The 18,278-nt window shown below is 31.0% G+C and carries 18 protein-coding genes; 16 read left to right on the forward strand and 2 right to left on the reverse strand.

The features are described from left to right. Positions 1-167: 167 nt before the first annotated feature. The 3 genes from AB3G39_RS09555 to AB3G39_RS09565 all read left to right on the forward strand — a co-directional run bounded on the left by AB3G39_RS09555 (position 168) and on the right by AB3G39_RS09565 (position 3,492). Positions 168-641: a DUF6495 family protein gene (locus tag AB3G39_RS09555; RefSeq protein ID WP_369765033.1), complete on the forward strand. Its 474-nt coding sequence runs from the start codon at positions 168-170 to the stop codon at positions 639-641. 156 nt (positions 642-797) lie between these two features. Then, positions 798-2,804: an NAD-dependent DNA ligase LigA gene (gene ligA, locus AB3G39_RS09560; RefSeq protein ID WP_369765034.1), complete on the forward strand. Its 2,007-nt coding sequence runs from the start codon at positions 798-800 to the stop codon at positions 2,802-2,804. Between the two features lie 4 nt (positions 2,805-2,808). Next, a complete protein-coding gene (locus AB3G39_RS09565) occupies positions 2,809-3,492 on the forward strand; it encodes a hypothetical protein (protein ID WP_367770223.1) in 684 nt (227 codons plus the stop codon). Here AB3G39_RS09565 and AB3G39_RS09570 read toward each other — a convergent pair. Further along, complete coding sequence (locus AB3G39_RS09570; protein ID WP_367770220.1) at positions 3,478-4,389, reverse strand: bifunctional UDP-sugar hydrolase/5'-nucleotidase; 912 nt, start codon at positions 4,387-4,389, stop codon at positions 3,478-3,480. The genes AB3G39_RS09565 and AB3G39_RS09570 overlap by 15 nt on opposite strands. A 120-nt stretch (positions 4,390-4,509) precedes the next feature. After that, positions 4,510-5,289 (reverse strand): 5'-nucleotidase C-terminal domain-containing protein, encoded by a 780-nt coding sequence (locus AB3G39_RS09575; RefSeq protein ID WP_367770218.1) that lies wholly within the window; start codon positions 5,287-5,289, stop codon positions 4,510-4,512. A 47-nt stretch (positions 5,290-5,336) separates the two neighbouring features. Between AB3G39_RS09575 and AB3G39_RS09580 the strand changes: the two genes are divergently transcribed. The 13 genes from AB3G39_RS09580 to AB3G39_RS09640 all read left to right on the forward strand — a co-directional run bounded on the left by AB3G39_RS09580 (position 5,337) and on the right by AB3G39_RS09640 (position 18,090). Further along, positions 5,337-5,855 (forward strand): hypothetical protein, encoded by a 519-nt coding sequence (locus tag AB3G39_RS09580; RefSeq protein ID WP_369765035.1) that lies wholly within the window; start codon positions 5,337-5,339, stop codon positions 5,853-5,855. Positions 5,856-5,861: 6 nt separating this feature from the next. Next, on the forward strand, positions 5,862-6,743 hold the full coding sequence (gene dapA, locus AB3G39_RS09585; RefSeq protein WP_367753365.1) for a 4-hydroxy-tetrahydrodipicolinate synthase: 882 nt from the start codon (positions 5,862-5,864) through the stop codon (positions 6,741-6,743). Positions 6,744-6,880: 137 nt separating this feature from the next. Beyond that, a complete protein-coding gene (locus AB3G39_RS09590; RefSeq protein ID WP_367753363.1) occupies positions 6,881-7,675 on the forward strand; it encodes an outer membrane protein assembly factor BamD in 795 nt (264 codons plus the stop codon). Positions 7,676-7,683: 8 nt separating this feature from the next. Then, positions 7,684-8,001: a DNA-directed RNA polymerase subunit omega gene (locus AB3G39_RS09595; protein WP_007138306.1), complete on the forward strand. Its 318-nt coding sequence runs from the start codon at positions 7,684-7,686 to the stop codon at positions 7,999-8,001. Between the two features lie 6 nt (positions 8,002-8,007). Further along, positions 8,008-9,219 (forward strand): bifunctional phosphopantothenoylcysteine decarboxylase/phosphopantothenate--cysteine ligase CoaBC, encoded by a 1,212-nt coding sequence (coaBC, locus tag AB3G39_RS09600; RefSeq protein WP_369765036.1) that lies wholly within the window; start codon positions 8,008-8,010, stop codon positions 9,217-9,219. Then, on the forward strand, positions 9,212-10,096 hold the full coding sequence (locus AB3G39_RS09605) for a DUF4835 family protein (protein WP_367770210.1): 885 nt from the start codon (positions 9,212-9,214) through the stop codon (positions 10,094-10,096). Before coaBC ends, AB3G39_RS09605 begins: the two co-directional genes overlap by 8 nt. A gap of 53 nt (positions 10,097-10,149) precedes the next feature. Continuing rightward, complete coding sequence (gene recN, locus AB3G39_RS09610; RefSeq protein WP_369769310.1) at positions 10,150-11,802, forward strand: DNA repair protein RecN; 1,653 nt, start codon at positions 10,150-10,152, stop codon at positions 11,800-11,802. Between the two features lie 92 nt (positions 11,803-11,894). Further along, on the forward strand, positions 11,895-13,085 hold the full coding sequence (gene fabV / locus AB3G39_RS09615; RefSeq protein WP_369769311.1) for an enoyl-ACP reductase FabV: 1,191 nt from the start codon (positions 11,895-11,897) through the stop codon (positions 13,083-13,085). A 99-nt stretch (positions 13,086-13,184) separates the two neighbouring features. After that, positions 13,185-13,991: an enoyl-ACP reductase gene (locus AB3G39_RS09620; RefSeq protein WP_369769312.1), complete on the forward strand. Its 807-nt coding sequence runs from the start codon at positions 13,185-13,187 to the stop codon at positions 13,989-13,991. A 135-nt stretch (positions 13,992-14,126) separates the two neighbouring features. Further along, the gene (locus tag AB3G39_RS09625; protein WP_369769313.1) at positions 14,127-15,125 is read left to right on the forward strand and encodes a glycosyltransferase family 2 protein; all 999 of its coding nucleotides are present in this window, start codon (positions 14,127-14,129) and stop codon (positions 15,123-15,125) included. A 2-nt stretch (positions 15,126-15,127) separates the two neighbouring features. Then, positions 15,128-15,724, forward strand: coding sequence for a dephospho-CoA kinase (gene coaE / locus AB3G39_RS09630; protein ID WP_367770197.1), 597 nt, complete (start codon positions 15,128-15,130; stop codon positions 15,722-15,724). Positions 15,725-15,783: 59 nt separating this feature from the next. Next, on the forward strand, positions 15,784-17,373 hold the full coding sequence (locus AB3G39_RS09635; RefSeq protein ID WP_367753347.1) for a sensor histidine kinase: 1,590 nt from the start codon (positions 15,784-15,786) through the stop codon (positions 17,371-17,373). A gap of 3 nt (positions 17,374-17,376) precedes the next feature. Further along, a complete protein-coding gene (locus AB3G39_RS09640) occupies positions 17,377-18,090 on the forward strand; it encodes a response regulator transcription factor (RefSeq protein WP_369765041.1) in 714 nt (237 codons plus the stop codon). Positions 18,091-18,278: the final 188 nt, after the last annotated feature.

Here is an 18,278-nt window from a genome sequence, read left to right on the forward strand (position 1 = left end):
TTTTTATGTTGTGATTTTTGATTAATTTTTAAAAAGAATTTAGTATTAAATTTGCAGCACAACTTTCAATGTAGTTGGGATTAAGAATATAGTAACGATAGAAGAATTTGCGAGAATAAATCAATTAATGAGCGTTTTGAATTGGAATTCTAAAAATTAAAATAAACATGAAATATACAAGATTAACTAAAGAACAATTTGAAGAGTTAACACAAGAATTTAGTACTTTCTTAGCAACTCAGACAATTGATAAAGCAGAATGGGATACAATTAAAAAAGACAAGCCAGAAGTTGCTGAGCAAGAATTAGACGTTTTTTCAGATCTAGTTTGGGAAGGAGTTCTTACAAGAGCAGAATATTTAGAGCATTTTTCAAAAAATCATATTTTCCTATTCCATAGTTTTAATACTTATGTTCAATCCATTGTGCTTAAATCATTAGTTCCTGAAGTTGATTTTTTAACTAAAGAGGGATTGCAATGGCTTAGTGATAATATGTTTACAGACACTATCGAAATGAAGACTGGTAAAAAAGAGTTTACTGAGGAGCGTAATTCGTCTCTTTTTGCATTGATTCAGCAAGGTGCTTTCTTAAGTGACGGTCAGTTGTACAAGCAAATAAATACGATTATTGAATCATAATTCAGTAGTTATTTATTCTTCAAATTAATTAATTTTGAAAGGTCGGAAACTCACTTTTATTTCTTAGAAGAAAAATATTTTTTTGATGTAGGTTTCTTTTTAATTGGTTATTTTAGTCCTTTATTTTAAAGACTAAAATAGCCAATTTTATTTTCTATGGATATTCAAAATTCGATTAAAACTTTAAGGGAGGAGTTAAATCAACACAATTACAATTACTATGTGCTGGATAAACCGGTAGTTTCTGATTATGAGTTTGATATAAAACTGAAAGAGCTACTAGATTTAGAAAATAAACATCCAGAGTATTTTGATGAAAATTCACCCTCACAAAGAGTAGGTGGTTCTATTACAAAGAATTTTCAAACTGTTCCTCATGAATATCGCATGTATTCTCTAGATAATTCTTATTCTAAAGAAGATTTAATGGAATGGGAAAAGCGAATTCAAAAAGTTTTAGGCGAAGTACCTTTACAATACACTTGTGAATTGAAATATGATGGTGCTTCTATAAGTATAACTTATGAAAATGGAAAACTGAAACGCGCTGTTACTCGTGGAGACGGATTTCAAGGGGATGATGTTACTAATAATATTAAAACAATACGATCCATTCCATTACAATTAAAAGGCAATTACCCCGAAAAATTTGATGTTAGAGGAGAGATTATTTTACCATTTGCTGGTTTCGAAAAAATGAATCAAGAACTCATTGAAATAGGAGAAACGCCGTATTCTAATCCTAGAAATACAGCTTCTGGTAGTTTAAAACTAAAAGAAAGCGCCGAAGTGGCTAAGAGACCCTTAGACTGCTTGCTTTATTTTTTAATTGGTAATCAATTGCCATTTACTACACAATACGATGGCTTGGAAACAGCTAGAAATTGGGGATTTAAAGTACCAAAAGAAGCTAAATTAGCACACAATCTAGATGAAGTTTTTCAGTTTATTGACTACTGGGATGTTCATCGACATGATTTACCTTATGAAACGGATGGAGTAGTCGTAAAAGTAAATTCATTTCAATATCAGGATGAATTGGGTTATACTGCAAAGTCACCACGCTGGGCTATGGCGTACAAATTCAAATCAGAGCAAGTTTCGACAAAATTAAATTCAATTTCTTATCAAGTTGGGAGAACGGGAGCTATTACTCCTGTCGCTAATTTAGAGCCTGTACAACTAGCAGGAACAATTGTAAAACGAGCTTCTTTGCATAATGCAGATCAAATTGAAAAACTAGATATTCGTGTTGGAGACACTGTTTTTGTTGAAAAAGGTGGGGAGATAATCCCTAAGATTATTGCTGTTGATTTAACGAAACGTCCAGAAAACACAGAACCAACTGTATATATTAAACACTGTCCTGAATGCAATACTGAGCTGGTGCGTTCTGAAGGCGAAGCGAATCATTATTGTCCTAATTTTTATGGTTGCCCTCCACAAATCATTGGAAGAATTCAGCATTTTATTTCTAGAAAAGCGATGGATATTGAAGGACTAGGAGGAGAAACGGTAGCACTACTTTTTAATAATGATCTAGTTCATAATTATGCTGATTTGTATGAGTTGACTGTGGAGCAAATTCTCCCTTTGGAAAGAATGGCACAAAAATCAGCTGAAAATTTAGTTAAGGGTGTGGCTGAATCTAAGAATATTCCTTTTGAACGTGTTTTATTTGCTCTTGGAATTCGGTTTGTAGGTGAAACGGTGGCTAAAAAACTGGCTAAACACTATAAAAACATTAATGCTTTAAGTGAGGCAAGCTTGATGGATTTAGTATTGGTGGATGAAATTGGGGAACGAATTGCGCAAAGTGTGATTGATTTTTTCGAAAACAATGAAAATAGAATTATTATCGAAAGGTTAAAAGAGTACGGACTACAATTTGAAATCGTTGAAAAAGTGAACCCTAATGCTACGGATAAATTGATTGGAAAAACATTTGTGGTTTCAGGTGTATTTTCTAAATTTTCAAGAGATGATTTGAAAAAAGCAATTGAAGATAATGGTGGTAAAGTAGGAAGTTCAATTTCTACCAAAACAGATTATGTTGTTGCAGGTGACAATATGGGGCCGGCTAAATTAGAAAAAGCCAATAAGTTAAATATTCCTATTCTATCTGAAGATGATTTTTTGAAGATGGTTACTGATAATTTTTAAAAAAATGAAGGTTTTAAGTAAAGAAACTACTCTTGAAAAATCATTAATTGCATTATTTTTTTTAATGGGATTTATTGAGGTAGTTTCTGACGATAGTTATATTCTATATATAATTAAGCCCTTAGAAATAGTTTTGTTATTTGCATTGTATAGCTATTCTTCCATACGGAAAAACCCGCTCTTTTTTATTAACATGCTATTCTTGTTAATAGGTAGATTGTTATTTATACCAAACGACAAAAACATGCTTTTTTATGCCTTGATAGCTGTTTTTTTTCATCGTATAATTGAGATATATTATGTAGTAAAGTTGGTTAAAATCAAGGATTACATACCGCCATTATTGGCTTCAATACCCTTTTTGATTTATTTTTTGTATTTAGTTTCTATCCCCGATGATATATTGATAAGAAGTTATGTGGTTTTAGTAGTTCAAATTATCTTAATATCAGTACTTAGCGGAATTATATTGTCCCAATATCTGTTAACTTTTAATAGAAAAGACATTTGGTTATTTGTTTTTGGAATCATGTCTCTTATGCAGACTTTTGTAGTATTTATTGAGAAGTTTTACCTTTCTGATTTTAAGATTACCAGTTTAAGACCAATGGCTCTATTTTTAAACACCATAGTTTGTTTTTCTTTTTATAAGTTTGTTATTACCACGGAACGATTAAACGATAATTGATTTCCCTTCAGAAGCTTTTCTCTTATTTGAATCAAAATAAAAATCGATTCGGCCCAGATTTATTCCATAACAACCAACTTGGTTGACCAAAACATCATTTCCTGATAGATTCTTAGTAACTGTTGGTTTATCAAGAAAAGTATGGGTGTGTCCCCCAATTATTAAGTCTATATCATCCGTAAGTGCTGCAAATTTTAAATCAGAAATTTTATTTGGTTCATTTTTATAATTATAACCCAGATGTGAAAGACAAATAATTAAATCACATTTTTGTTCCTTTTTTAATATCCGAACCATTTCTTGCGCCGTTTCAACAGGATTGTTATACACCGTTTCTTGGTACATTTTTTTATCAACTAGACCATCAAGTTCAATTCCAATTCCAAAAACGCCAACCTTAATTCCATTTTTATTAAAAACTTTATACGGTTTTACTAAGCCATTCATCATGGTATTTTTAAAATCATAGTTGGCCGATAGAAACTCAAATTTTGCATGAGGCATTTGAGCATACAACCCTGCAATACCATTATCAAAGTCATGATTCCCTATCGTAGAAGCATCATATTGCATCATGCTCATTAATTTAAATTCCAGTTCTCCACCATAATAATTAAAATACGGCGTCCCTTGAAAAATATCTCCAGCATCAAGCAACAATACATTAGGATCTTCTTTTCGTATGTTTTCTATCAACGAAGCTCTTCTTGCAACACCACCCATATTTGCGTTTCTAGGATCATCAGCAGGAAAAGGATCAATGTGGCTGTGCACATCATTGGTGTGAAGAATTGTTATTTTCTTTATATCAGGAGTTGTAAAACTACTCAATGATAAACCTAAACTCAACATTGCGGTGCTTGCAGCAGTTTTCTCTATAAAATCTCTTCTTTTCATTTGTTTGTTTTTGGAGCTGTTTCCCGCTTTCCGTTGCAATCTTTTTATTTTTAAAGAAAAAATAAAAAGGATTTTTACTTCAATCGGGGCTAAAATACAGTGCTAATAAATAGGTTATAATTATTCAACAATAATTCGATTGTCTTGAGTTGATTTAATCGTATCGGTTTCTTTGAAATAATCAATTAATATGTTTCTTAATTTGTAATCTAGATCATAGGTAGCTATTCCTTTTTTGAAGAAATTCATATTGTCACCACCATTAGATAAGTAATCATTGGTGCCCACATAATAAACTTTGTCGTTTTCAATAGGTTTGCCTTGTACTAATACATTTTTGGGATGATTGTTTTTGTCAATAGTAAATGTCAATCCAGCAAGTGGATGTGGTTGTTTTTCAAGTATGAAATAATCAACAATTTCAAAAACTTGTTCTCCTTTTAGGGCAATCACAACCATCGTATTTTCAAAAGGCATTATTTCAAATGCGGTTCTTGTAGTAACATTACCCTTTGGAAGTATAGCGCGAATACCGCCATGGTTAAGCAAGCAGATGTCAATTGTTTTATTTTCACGCATTTTAAAAACAGTGTTTCCTCTTTTTAAAGTAACATCTGCCATTAGATTCCCAATAGTGGTTTGCCCATTTATGGCTTTTTTATCTAATGTTATGGGGCAGTATGCTAAAACACTATCCAAATCTTTATTAATGTGTTCTCTGTAGGGTTTGATAAAGTTTTCTATTTCAGTAACTTGATTTTCTTTATCGGTGATTGGTATTTGTTTTCCTTCTATTCTTGCAACTTGCAGTTTCGAACTACCGCAAGAAAAAACGAAAAAAAATGTTAAGAATATAACAAAAAGTTTTAAAACTTCGTTATACTTTTTTAGATTTACCATTTATAATATGACTTAATTAATTAATTTTGTAAGCGAGTAAAAATAGTATGTTTTTAAATTATATAAAAGAGTTTTCTGTAAAAAAAACAGTAAAAAATAGTTTACTTAGTGTAAAGAGCAATCTGGATTCAGGAACTATTAAAACAGTAGGTTTACTTATTGACGAGAGTTATTTTTCTGAAATAAATCTTTTAGTAAATGAGTTACGGTTAAACGGAATCTTGGAAGTGAATATAGAAGTATTAGTTTATAGAAATCGCTTAAAAAAAAATAAAAGCATTTCGCAAGCTACTTTTAGTTCAAAAGATTTAAACTGGAATGCAACAATAAGCAATCCAGCTGTAAATGATTTTGTAAATAAAGAGTTTGATTTACTAATAAGCTATTATGATGTAGAAAAAGCAATTTTGTTAGTTGTTACAAACGAATCAAAAGCGCATTTTAAAGTTGGTTTTTCTTCTATTGATAAAAGATTAAATGATTTAATGATCAATACAAATGCAGAAAACTATAAGGTCTTTACTCACGAATTATTTAGGTATTTAAAAATTTTAAACAAAATATAATCTAACATGCAATCATTAATAGGAACGGGTGTTGCTCTAGTAACTCCATTTAAAGAAGATTTTTCAGTTGATACAGAAGCTTTAAAAAGCATAGTAAATTTTTCTGTAGATGGAGGAATTGAATACCTTGTTATCTTAGGTACAACTGCAGAAAATGCTACACTATCTCAAGAAGAGAAGGAACTAGTTATAAAAACGGTTATTGAAGCCAATAATGGAAGATTACCTTTAGTACTAGGAGTAGGAGGGAATGATACTAGAAAGATTGTAGAAGAATTGAAGACAAGAGATTTTTCTCCTTTTGTAGCAATATTATCAGTTTCACCATTTTATAATAAGCCAACACAGGAAGGTATTTATCAGCATTTTAAGGCAGTGTCTGAAGCTTCTCCTGTACCAGTAATTATTTATAATGTGCCTGGAAGAACAGCAAGTAATATGTTGCCGTCAACCGTTTTTCGTTTAGCTAATGACTTTAAAAACATTGTAGCTATTAAAGAAGCTGCGGGTGATATGGCTCAAGCACTTCAATTATTGAAAAATAAACCAAAAGATTTCCTTGTAATATCCGGTGATGATATGATTGCCTTACCAATGGTTTTAGCAGGAGGTTCAGGTGTTATATCGGTAATTGGGCAAGGATTTCCTAAACAATTTTCTGAAATGATACGATTGGGTTTGAACCGTAAGGTAGATGATGCTTATAAACTGCATTATCTTTTAATGGACTGTATCGATATGATTTTTGAACAAGGAAACCCTGCGGGAATCAAACAAGTGTTTCAATCACTAGGGATTACAGAGAATTTTGTACGATTACCTTTAGTAAAGGTAGATGAATCTCTAAGTAATAGAATATCGGAATTTGTTAAAAATATCGATAAATAAGCCTTTAAAACACTGCTTTTTTTTAAGCAAAGAAATATTTTGTAGTAGCTAAATTAATAACTAAATTTGCAACCGAAACTTCGGTATGATTTTTTGTGGATTGTTAACAGTTCATGAGATTTTAAAAAAATAAAAAAATGAAAAAAATTGTATCTCTAATACTTCTGATTGCTTTTTTTACTTCTTGTAATGAATATCAAAAGGCTTTAAAAAAGGATGATGTAGCCGTAAAGTTTGAAATGGGAACTAAGTTATATGATGCTGGAAAATATACTAAAGCAATTCGACTTTTTGAGCAAATTGCACCAGCATATAGAGGAAAACCTCAAGCAGAAAAATTGTTTTATATGTTTGCACAGTCTTATTATAAAACAGGTCAATTTTACTTAGCTGGATATCAGTTCGAAAGTTTTGTATCGGGTTATCCAAAAAGTGAAAAATTACAAGAAGCTGCATTTTTAGGAGCAAAAAGTTATTCAAAATTATCTCCAGTCTATAGTTTAGATCAAACAGATACTACTAAAGCAATTGATAAGTTACAAGCTTTTATAGATAGTTATCCTAACTCAGAATACTTGGCGGAAGCTAATGAAACGGTAAAGGTATTAGCAGAAAAAATTGAGAAAAAAGTTTTTGAAAATGCTAAAGGATACAATACAATTTCTGATTATAAATCAGCGTTAGTAGCTTTAGATAATTTTATTGCTGATTATCCTGGTACAAAATACAAAGAAGATGCTTTGTATTATAAATTTGATTCTGCTTATCAATTAGGAATTAACAGTATTGATTCTAAAATGGAAGATCGATTAAATGTTGCAAAAACGGCGTATTCTAACTTAATAAAATTTAAGGCAGATACCCAATATAAAGAAAAAGCGAACGTAATGTTAGCTCGTGTTGAACAAGATTTACAAAAATTTACTAAATAAATAAAGTCATGGATTTAAAAAAGACGAATGCTCCAGTAAATACAATAACATATAATAAAACTGTTATTGAAGAACCTACTGGTAATGTGTATGAAGCAATAACCATTATGGCTAAAAGAGCGAACCAAATTAACTCTGAGATCAAGAAAGAATTGACAGAGAAATTGGAAGAATTTGCTACATATAATGACAGTCTTGAAGAAGTTTTTGAAAACAAAGAACAAATTGAAGTTTCAAAATTCTATGAAAAATTGCCTAAACCACATGCTTTAGCAGTTCAAGAATGGTTAGATGGTAAAATTTACCATAGAGATTCAACTAAATAATACTATATGTCAGTTTTAAGCGGTAAGAAAATTTTACTAGGAATATCTGGTGGAATTGCCGCCTATAAAACAGCGTCTTTAGTACGACTTTTCATAAAAGCAGGTGCACATGTCCAAGTGATAATGACACCTGCTTCTAAGGATTTTGTAACTCCTCTTACTTTATCTACATTATCCAAAAATCCCGTGCATTCTACTTTTTTTAATCAAGAGAAAGAAAACGAGAAATGGAATAATCATGTCGAATTGGGATTATGGGCTGATTTAATGGTTATAGCTCCAGCAACTGCAAATACGCTTTCTAAGATGGCAAATGGCAGTTGTGACAATCTTCTTATCGCTACTTATCTTTCGGCTAAATGCCCAGTTTACTTTGCTCCAGCAATGGATTTAGATATGTACAAACATCCTTCAACATTAGCTAGTTTCAAGTCTTTAAGAGATTTTGGGAATACGATCATTCCTGCAGAAAGCGGAGAATTAGCAAGTGGACTTTCTGGTGAAGGTAGAATGGCTGAACCAGAAAACATCATCGCTTTTCTTGAAGCTGATTTAGAAAGTAAATTGCCTTTAAAAGGAAAAAAAATACTAATAACAGCTGGTCCTACGTACGAAGCAATAGACCCTGTGCGTTTTATAGGAAATCATTCTTCGGGAAAAATGGGATTTGATATTGCAAATAGCGCGGCAAATTTAGGAGCATCTGTTATTTTAGTTTCGGGGCCAACAAAATTTAAAGCTAACCATTCGTTAATTAAAGTGCTTAATGTGGTTTCTGCGCAAGAAATGTATGATGCTTGTCATCTGTATTTTAATGATGTAGATGTAGCTATTGCTGCAGCCGCCGTTGCGGATTATAGACCAAAAACGGTAGCTACACAAAAAATAAAAAAAGCACCGGACAACTTTACAATTGAATTAGAAAAAACAAAAGATATCTTAGCTTCACTTGGAGCAATCAAGAAAAAACAGTTCTTAATTGGATTTGCTTTGGAGACAGAAAACGAAATTGAAAATGCAAAGGGGAAAATCCAGAAAAAAAACTTAGATTTGATTGTTCTAAATTCTTTGCAAGATGAAGGAGCTGGTTTTGGTAAAACTACTAATAAAGTTACTTTTATCGACAAAGATTTTAATATTGAACCAATGGATTTGAAATCGAAAGAAGCAGTTTCTGACGATATTTTAAACAAAGTAGTAAACTATTTTCATGAATAAAATAATTACCTTTTTTGTGTTATTGTCATTTGGGCTTGTGCAAGCGCAACAGCTAAATTGTACAGTATCGGTAAATTCACAAAAATTGAGTAATTCAAATCAACAAGTTTTTAAAACTTTAGAAACTTCTTTAAATGAATTTGTAAATAAAACCGATTGGAACGGGCAAAACTATAAACAGCAGGAGAAAATTAATTGCTCCATGTTTATTACAATACAGTCAAACAGCTCAGATCAATTTGTTGCAACGATACAAGTTCAATCCTCCAGACCTATTTATGGTTCTTCTTATTCTTCACCAGTTTTGAATTATAATGATAAAGATTTTAGTTTTAGATATACAGAATACGAGAGTTTAATTTTTAACCCAACCGTTTTTGAATCTAATTTAGTTTCAGTTATTTCATTCTATAGTTATATTATACTAGGAATGGATAATGATACCTTTGAGTCCGAATCGGGAAATTCTAATTTTGAAACTGCACAAAATATTGCTGGAATTGCTCAGCAAAGTGGATATAAAGGATGGAGCCAAATTGATGGAAATCAAAACAGGTATTTTTTAATCAACGATATGTTATCTCCTGCTTATTCTCAATTACGCAAAACGAGTTTTGAATATCATACGGGATTAGATGTAATGTCAAAGGATTTGAAATCGGCTAAAGAAAAAATTAAATTATCATTATTAAATATTGGAAAACTGAATGCTTCCAAACCTAATGCATTCCTAACTCGCATTTTTTTTGATGCTAAGTCTGATGAAATTGTTTCTATTTTTTCTGGAGGTCCCTCTATAACAGTTTCGGATTTAATTGAAAACTTAAATAAAGTTTCTCCTTTAAATTCAAGTAAATGGGCCATGTTAAAATATTGACATTTGCTCAATTTTAAGAATATTACACTCATAATTACCCTAAAAACAGCTAAATGATTACTGCACTATCGATAAAAAATTATGCCCTAATAGAAAAATTAACGATCGATTTTTCTAAAGGATTTTCAATAATTACAGGAGAAACAGGTGCTGGTAAATCGATAATATTAGGCGCATTAGGATTGGTATTAGGGAAAAGAGCGGATCTCTCTTCTTTAAAAAACAAAGAGGAAAAGTGTATTATCGAAGCTCATTTTGAAATCTCTAAATATAATTTAGCTCCTTTTTTTAAAGAAAACGATTTAGATTACGAAGACGATACTATAATTAGGCGTGAAATTCTTCCTTCAGGTAAATCAAGAGCATTTATTAATGACAGTCCTGTAAATCTTCAAGAATTACAAGACTTGGGTTTGTTTTTGATTGATATTCATTCACAACAACAAACAAGAGAACTCTCTGATGAAAATGTTCAATTTGAAATAATTGATGCAATTGCAAACAATCAGGATAATATTTTAAAATATCAGTCTCTTTTAAAATCGTATAAACAAGATAAATCTAAACTTAATTCCCTAATTAAAAAACAAGGTGAGTCAATAAAAGAGCAAGAATACAATACCTTTTTACTGAACGAACTCCTTGAAGCTAAATTAGTATCAGGTGAACAAGAGGTTTTAGAGTCTGATTTTGAAAAATTAAATAATGTCGAAATAATAAAAGAATCTATTGATCGCTCTTTAGCTATTGGAAACGATGAACAAATTGGTGTTTTGAATAATCTAAAAGAAATTAAAAGTTCATTACAAAAAATAGCTTCATTTTCAACAGATTATAGCGCGTTATCTGAACGAATAGTAAGTTTGACAATTGAGTTTGATGATATTTCGAATGAATTAAATCGTTGCTCAGAAAAATTAAGCAATGATCCAGAAAAAATGGATGCGATTGGACAAAAATTGCAACTTATTTACAATTTGCAAAAAAAGCATCAAGTTACCTCAGTCGATGAATTAGTAGAAATTCAAGCTAATTTAGAGCAGTCTGTTTTAGAATTAGGTAATTTAGAAGAAGAAATTAAAGGTATTACGATTGCAATTGAAGAGAAAATAATCGCCTTAGATTTAATTGCAAAAAGTATTCATGATAAAAGACATCAAGCTATTCCAGTTTTGTCTCAAAAAATGATTACTATTTTAGAAACTCTAGGGATGCCTAATGTTCGTTTTGATATTCAGTTAGTTGAATCAGACTCTTACCTAGCTAATGGAAAAGAGGAACTTCAATTTTTGTTTTCGGCTAATAAAGGAACCGACTTTGGAATATTAAAGAAAGTGGCTTCTGGTGGTGAAATGTCTAGAATAATGCTTGCTGTTAAAGCGATATTAGCACAATATTCAAAATTGCCTACTTTAATTTTTGATGAAATTGATACAGGTGTTTCCGGTGAGATTGCTATTAAAATGGGAGAGATAATGAAAGAAATGAGTAACGGAATGCAAATCTTTGCTATCACACATCTACCACAAATAGCTGCCAAAGGTAATGCACATTTTAAAGTGTTTAAATCAACTATCGGGGAGGACACACAATCAGAGTTGAAACTCTTATCAGATGAAGAACGTATTGTTGAAATAGCCCAAATGTTATCAGGAACTGTTGTTTCTGATTCGGCTCTAAATCATGCAAAAGCCTTGCTGAACTAGATTTTTGGATTATATTTGTTCTGCTTTGAAAAGCCTACGTAAAGAAAACCGAAGTAATTAAAATTATAAATCAACGAATAAAAAGTATAAAAATGATCATAGAACCAAGAATGAGAGGATTTATTTGTTTGACATCTCACCCAGAAGGATGCGAGCAAAATGTTAAAAATCAAATCGAATATGTGAAATCAAAAGGCATTATTGATGGTGCTAAAAAAGTTTTGGTTATTGGAGCTTCAACTGGTTTTGGTTTGGCATCTAGAATAACAAGTGCTTTTGGATCGAATGCTTCAACTATTGGTGTGTTTTTTGAAAAACCACCTAGCGAAGGTAAAACAGCTTCTCCGGGTTGGTATAATTCTGCAGCTTTTGAAAAAGAAGCGCATAAAGCGGGATTATATGCAAAAAGTATCAATGGAGATGCTTTTTCAGATGAAGTAAAAAAACAAACATTAGACTTAATTAAAGCGGACTTAGGACAAATTGATTTAGTAATTTATAGTTTGGCTTCTCCAGTTCGTTTGGATCCTAAAACAGGAATCTTGCACCGTTCTGTTTTGAAACCTATAGGAAGTACTTTTACAAATAAAACAGTTGATTTTCACTCCGGTAAAGTTTCTGAAATATCTATCGAGCCTTGTAGCGGTGATGATATTGAGAATACCGTTAAAGTAATGGGTGGTGAAGATTGGGCTATGTGGATTGATGCTTTAAAAGCAGAGAATTTATTAGCTCCTGGAGCTACAACAGTTGCTTATTCTTATATTGGACCATCATTGACTGAAGCGGTTTATAGAAAAGGAACAATTGGTCGTGCTAAAGATCATCTAGAAGCTACTGCTTTTACAATTACAGATAGTCTTGCGGATATTAATGGTAAAGCGTATGTATCAGTAAACAAGGCTTTGGTTACGCAAGCAAGTTCAGCTATTCCAGTTATTCCATTGTACATTTCATTATTGTATAAAATAATGAAAGAAGAAGGAATTCATGAAGGATGCATTGAGCAAATACAACGTTTGTACCAAGATAGATTGTATACAGGTGCAGCAGTTCCTACTGATGAAAAAGGAAGAATTCGTATCGATGATTTAGAGATGCGTGCTGATGTACAAGCTAAAATAGCCAAATTATGGCAAGAAGCTACAACTGAAAATTTAGCAGAATTAGGAGATTTAGAAGGATACAGAAGTGACTTTCATAACCTATTCGGATTTGGATTTGAAGGAGTAGATTACAAAGCAGATACAAATGAAATGGTTGGTGTCGAAAGTATTGGATAATATTCATTTACAGTAATAAATTTTTAATAACACCTTAATTTCATATTGGATCATTCCTTTAGAAATTAAGGTGTTTTTTTAACTAAAAAAGTATAATAAATGTACAATTTACTAAAAGGGAAAAGAGGAATTATATTTGGAGCCTTAGATGAAAATTCAATAGCATGGAAAACAGCTGAACGAGTTCATGAAGAAGGCGGTATTTTTATTTTGTCAAATGCTCCAGCGGCAATGCGTATGGGGTCAATTGATGAATTAGCTTTAAAAACGGGTTCTAAAGTCATAGCTGCAGATGCTACTTCAGTACCTGATTTAGAAAATTTAGTAGATCAAGCTATCGAAATTCTTGGAGGAAAAATTGATTTTGTTTTGCATTCTATAGGGATGTCTGTCAACGTCCGAAAAGGAAATCATTACACAAATCAGAATTATGATTATACAGAAAAAGGTTGGAATGTATCAGCAGTTTCATTTCATAAAGTAATGCAAGTTTTGTACAAAAAAGATGCTATGAATGAGTGGGGAAGTATTGTTGCATTGTCTTATATGGCGGCACAACGTGTTTTTCCAGATTATAATGACATGGCAGACAATAAAGCATATTTAGAATCAATTGCCCGTAGTTTTGGCTATTTCTTTGGTAGAGATAAAAAGGTAAGAGTGAATACAATTTCTCAATCGCCAACTCCTACAAAAGCGGGACAAGGAGTAAAAGGTTTTGGTGGATTTATTTCATTTGCACAAAAAATGTCTCCTCTTGGTAATGCAACGGCGCTGGATTGTGCTAATTATACGGTATCCATGTTCTCCGATTTAACCAAAATGGTTACACTTCAAAACTTGCTTCATGATGGTGGATTCTCTACTATGGGAGTGAGTCAGGAAGTCATGGAAATGTTTGAATAATAAGTCAATTCATAATAAAATGTTTGTTAAAACCATTACTTAATTCGTGATGGTTTTTTTATTGATATACTTTAAAAGTATATCTTTGCTCCCTTATTTATCCAATTTATTTTAACTAATACCACATAGCTATATATGTTGTTTTCTTTAATTATTCCCGTTTATAATCGACCGGATGAAGTTGATGAACTTTTAGAAAGTTTGTCACAAACAGATTATAAAGAAGATTTTGAAATTGTGCTTGTTGAAGATGGATCGTCTTTAAAATGTGAAGATGTTCTTCAAAAATATTCAGCTAAATTATCTATTTCCTATTATTATAAAGAAAATTCAGGCCCTGGAGATTCAAGGAACTTTGGAATGCTCAAAGCCAAAGGAGATTATTTTATCATATTCGATTCAGATTGTATTATTCCAAAGCAGTATTTGAATGAAGTTGATAAAGCTTTAAAAGAAAATTATGTGGATTGTTTCGGAGGTCCTGATAAAGCTTTAGATAGTTTTTCGGATATTCAAAAAGCAATTAATTTTGCCATGACTTCCTTTTTAACAACAGGAGGAATACGTGGTGGTTCTGAAAAAATCGATAAATTCCAACCTAGGAGTTTTAATATGGGTTTGTCTCGCAAAGCTTTTGAAGCGTCTAAAGGCTTTGGATACATTCATCCAGGTGAAGATCCAGACTTATCTATCCGATTGTGGAATCTTGGTTTTGAAACCAAACTATTTCCAAATGCGTATGTATATCATAAGAGAAGGATTGATTGGGAGAAGTTTTCCATTCAAGTAAATAAATTTGGTAAAGCGAGACCTATATTGAATAGTTGGTATCCAAAATACAATAAGCTTACCTTTTTCTTTCCTTCCGTATTTATTATTGGATTCGGATTAGCCGTTTTCTTATTGATATTTACGTATGATTATTTGTTGAAATTGTATTTTGTTTATTTTCTAATTTTATTTATTGTTTCAGCTTATCAAAATAAAAGTGTCAAAATTGGTTATTTATCGATAGTTGCTGTTTGGAAACAATTTTACGGTTATGGTTTGGGATTTATAGAATCCTATATTAAAGTTATCGTTTTAAAGCAAAAACCTCAAATTGCCTTTCCAGAATTATTTTTTAAAGTTTAATTATGGCAAAAATTATTGGCTTAACGGGTGGTATTGGGAGCGGTAAAACTACTATTGCAAAACTTTTCATAAAAAGAGGAATTCCCGTTTATATTGCAGATGATGAGGCAAAAAAAGTAATGCAATCTTCAAAAATCGTTCATGCTATTAAAAAAGAATTTGGCGAGACCATCTTTGAAGGGACTACTTTAAATAGAGAAAAGCTGGCTGAAATTGTGTTTAATGATTCTGATAAATTGAAAGTGCTCAATAGTATTGTTCATCCAGCTGTAAAAGAGGATTTTAAAGCTTGGCTTTTGAAAAACGATGCATTTCCTTTTGTAATGTATGAATCGGCTATTTTATTTGAAAGCGGTAATTATAAAGATTTTGATATAATAATTACGGTTACAGCACCTATAGAATTAAGGATTGAAAGAGTTTTACAACGAGATAATACAACCCGAGATCTTGTTTTAAAAAGAATAAATTCGCAATGGACTGATGCACAACGTATTTCGAAAAGTGATTATATAATTGAAAATATTAATTTAGATATTTCAAAAAACGAAATTGACAATATTCTTAAAATTTTAAGGATAAAACAAAAGGAGTCCTAGATGTTAATGTTTGGTTAATATATTATCATTCATACTGTTAAAATGTTAATTTTGTTCCGATGAATAAATTATTTTTTAGATTACTTGTTTTGTTAATGAGCTTATCCTTAATAGGAATAATTCTCGTTCAAGTGTATTGGTTTAATTCTTCGTTTAAAAATAACGATGAACAGTTTAAATTTCACGTAACACAAGTTATTGCTAATGTTGCTGATAAACTTCAAAAACAAGAAGCATATAGTTTTTATGATAAATACAATCATTATAAAGATAGTACTGGAAAAATTCCTCAAAAGAATGATTTACTAGAGTTTTATTATGTTCAAAAGAATCCTTTAACAAATAAAACTATTGTTTATTCTAATAGTATTATTTCGGAAGATTATAATATATCTCCTTCGTTCTTTGAAAAGAAATTTGGTTCAGGTGCAGAACGTTTTAAGAATTTTAATTCTAAACGTGTTACTGAGGTTTATAACAACAATACCATTGATAAATCAAATTTATCTCAAAGTCTTACTCCAGATGTAAAAATTGAAAAATCAGGAAATTTAGATGTTTTAGATAATGCTCAATTTGAAATTTTCTTTAAAGATATTGCCTCTGCAATGCCTCTTCAAGAAAGGATTTCTAAAGAAACTCTTCAGAAATTAATCAAAAAAGAATTGGAAGAATATGGGGTTAAAACAAAATTTGAATTTGGAATATATAGTAATGGTTTAGCTACTAAAATAAAATCTGATGATTTTAAATATGATAAAGAGGCAACGTATTCTATTCCTGTTTTCGCGGATAATGAAGGAAATGAAAAATATAAGTTATTAGTTACGTTTCCACACAAGAAAAAATTCTTGTTGTCTGAACTGATACGAATTACAGTATTGTCAATCGTTTTCACATTGATTATTTTGGTGGCCTATTCAAGTGCATTGAACCAATTGATCCGCCAACGTCAAATTTCAGAAATCAAAACAGATTTCATAAATAACATGACGCATGAATTTAAGACTCCTATTGCGACAATCAATTTGGCTTTGGATGCCATTAAAAATCCAAAGATAATTGATGATAAAGAGAAGGTTTTGAAATATTTGCAAATGATTCGTGACGAGAATAAGCGAATGCATGCTCAGGTAGAAAATGTATTGAGGATTTCAAAATTAGAGAAAAAAGAACTTGATATCGAAAAAGAATCAAGCGATGTTGAGGAAGTTATAAATGATGCTATTGAGCATGTTAATTTAATATTAGAAGACAGAGAAGGTACAATTAATTGTCATTTTGATGCTGCAAGAACTACCGTTTTAATAAACGAGGTTCATTTTACTAATGTAATTGTAAATGTATTAGAAAATGCCATTAAGTACTCACCAGATATACCTGAAATTGATGTTTATACTGAAAATGTAAAAGACATGATTCTTATAAAGGTAAAAGATAAAGGATTAGGAATGAGTAAAGTTGCTCAGAAAAGAGTTTTTGAAAAATTTTATAGAGAGCATACAGGAGACCTTCATAATGTTAAAGGACACGGATTAGGTTTAGCGTATGTAAAAAGAATAGTTGAAGACCATAATGGTCAAGTATACGTTGAAAGTGAAAAGGGAAAAGGGAGTACCTTCATAATAAAAATACCACTAATAAATTAAAATATGGAAAATATAAATAAAAAAATTCTTTTAGTAGAAGACGACCTAAATTTTGGTGCTGTACTTAAAGATTATTTAATGTTAAATGATTTTGATGTCGTTTTAGCTAAAAACGGGATGGAAGGATTTGAAAAATTCAAAAAAGATACTTACGATTTATGCATTCTTGATGTCATGATGCCTTATAAAGATGGGTATACTTTGGCTAAGGAAATTAGAGAGAAAAATAGCGAAGTGCCTATTATCTTTTTGACAGCAAAATCAATGAAAGAGGATGTCTTAAAAGGATACAAAGCTGGTGCTGATGATTATTTGAACAAGCCTTTTGATTCAGAAGTTTTACTTATGAAAATCAAAGCAATTATTCAAAGAAAGTCTTCAGATGTGAAAGCAGAACAAGTTCAGTTTGAATTTAATGTTGGAAAATTTCACCTAAATTCAAAATTGAGATTCTTAACTTTTAATGGAGAAGAACCAATTAAATTGTCTCCAAAAGAGAATGAATTATTAAAAATGTTAATCCTTCATGAAAATGATTTAATGCCAAGAGAATTGGCCTTAACTAAAATATGGAGAGATGACAACTACTTTACTTCAAGAAGTATGGATGTGTACATTGCTAAATTAAGAAAGTATCTTAAACTAGACGAAGATGTTGAAATTCTAAACATTCATGGAGAAGGCTTTAGATTGGTAGTTAAGAATAAAACAACATAAATAAAGTAAAGGCTTCGAGAAATCGGAGCTTTTTTTTTGAAACTATTCCTGCCTTACGCTACAATATTTATCATAAAAAAAACAATTTCCAATACCTAAAAAAGAGCTTCCGCTGGTCGCTTTTTTTAGGCAGGAAATTCAGTTTTTTTATTTCAAAATGCTTTTCGTTTCAGTCAGGGTTAGGATAT

Source organism: Flavobacterium sp. WC2416, from assembly GCF_041200095.1.
Lineage (GTDB): Bacteria > Bacteroidota > Bacteroidia > Flavobacteriales > Flavobacteriaceae > Flavobacterium.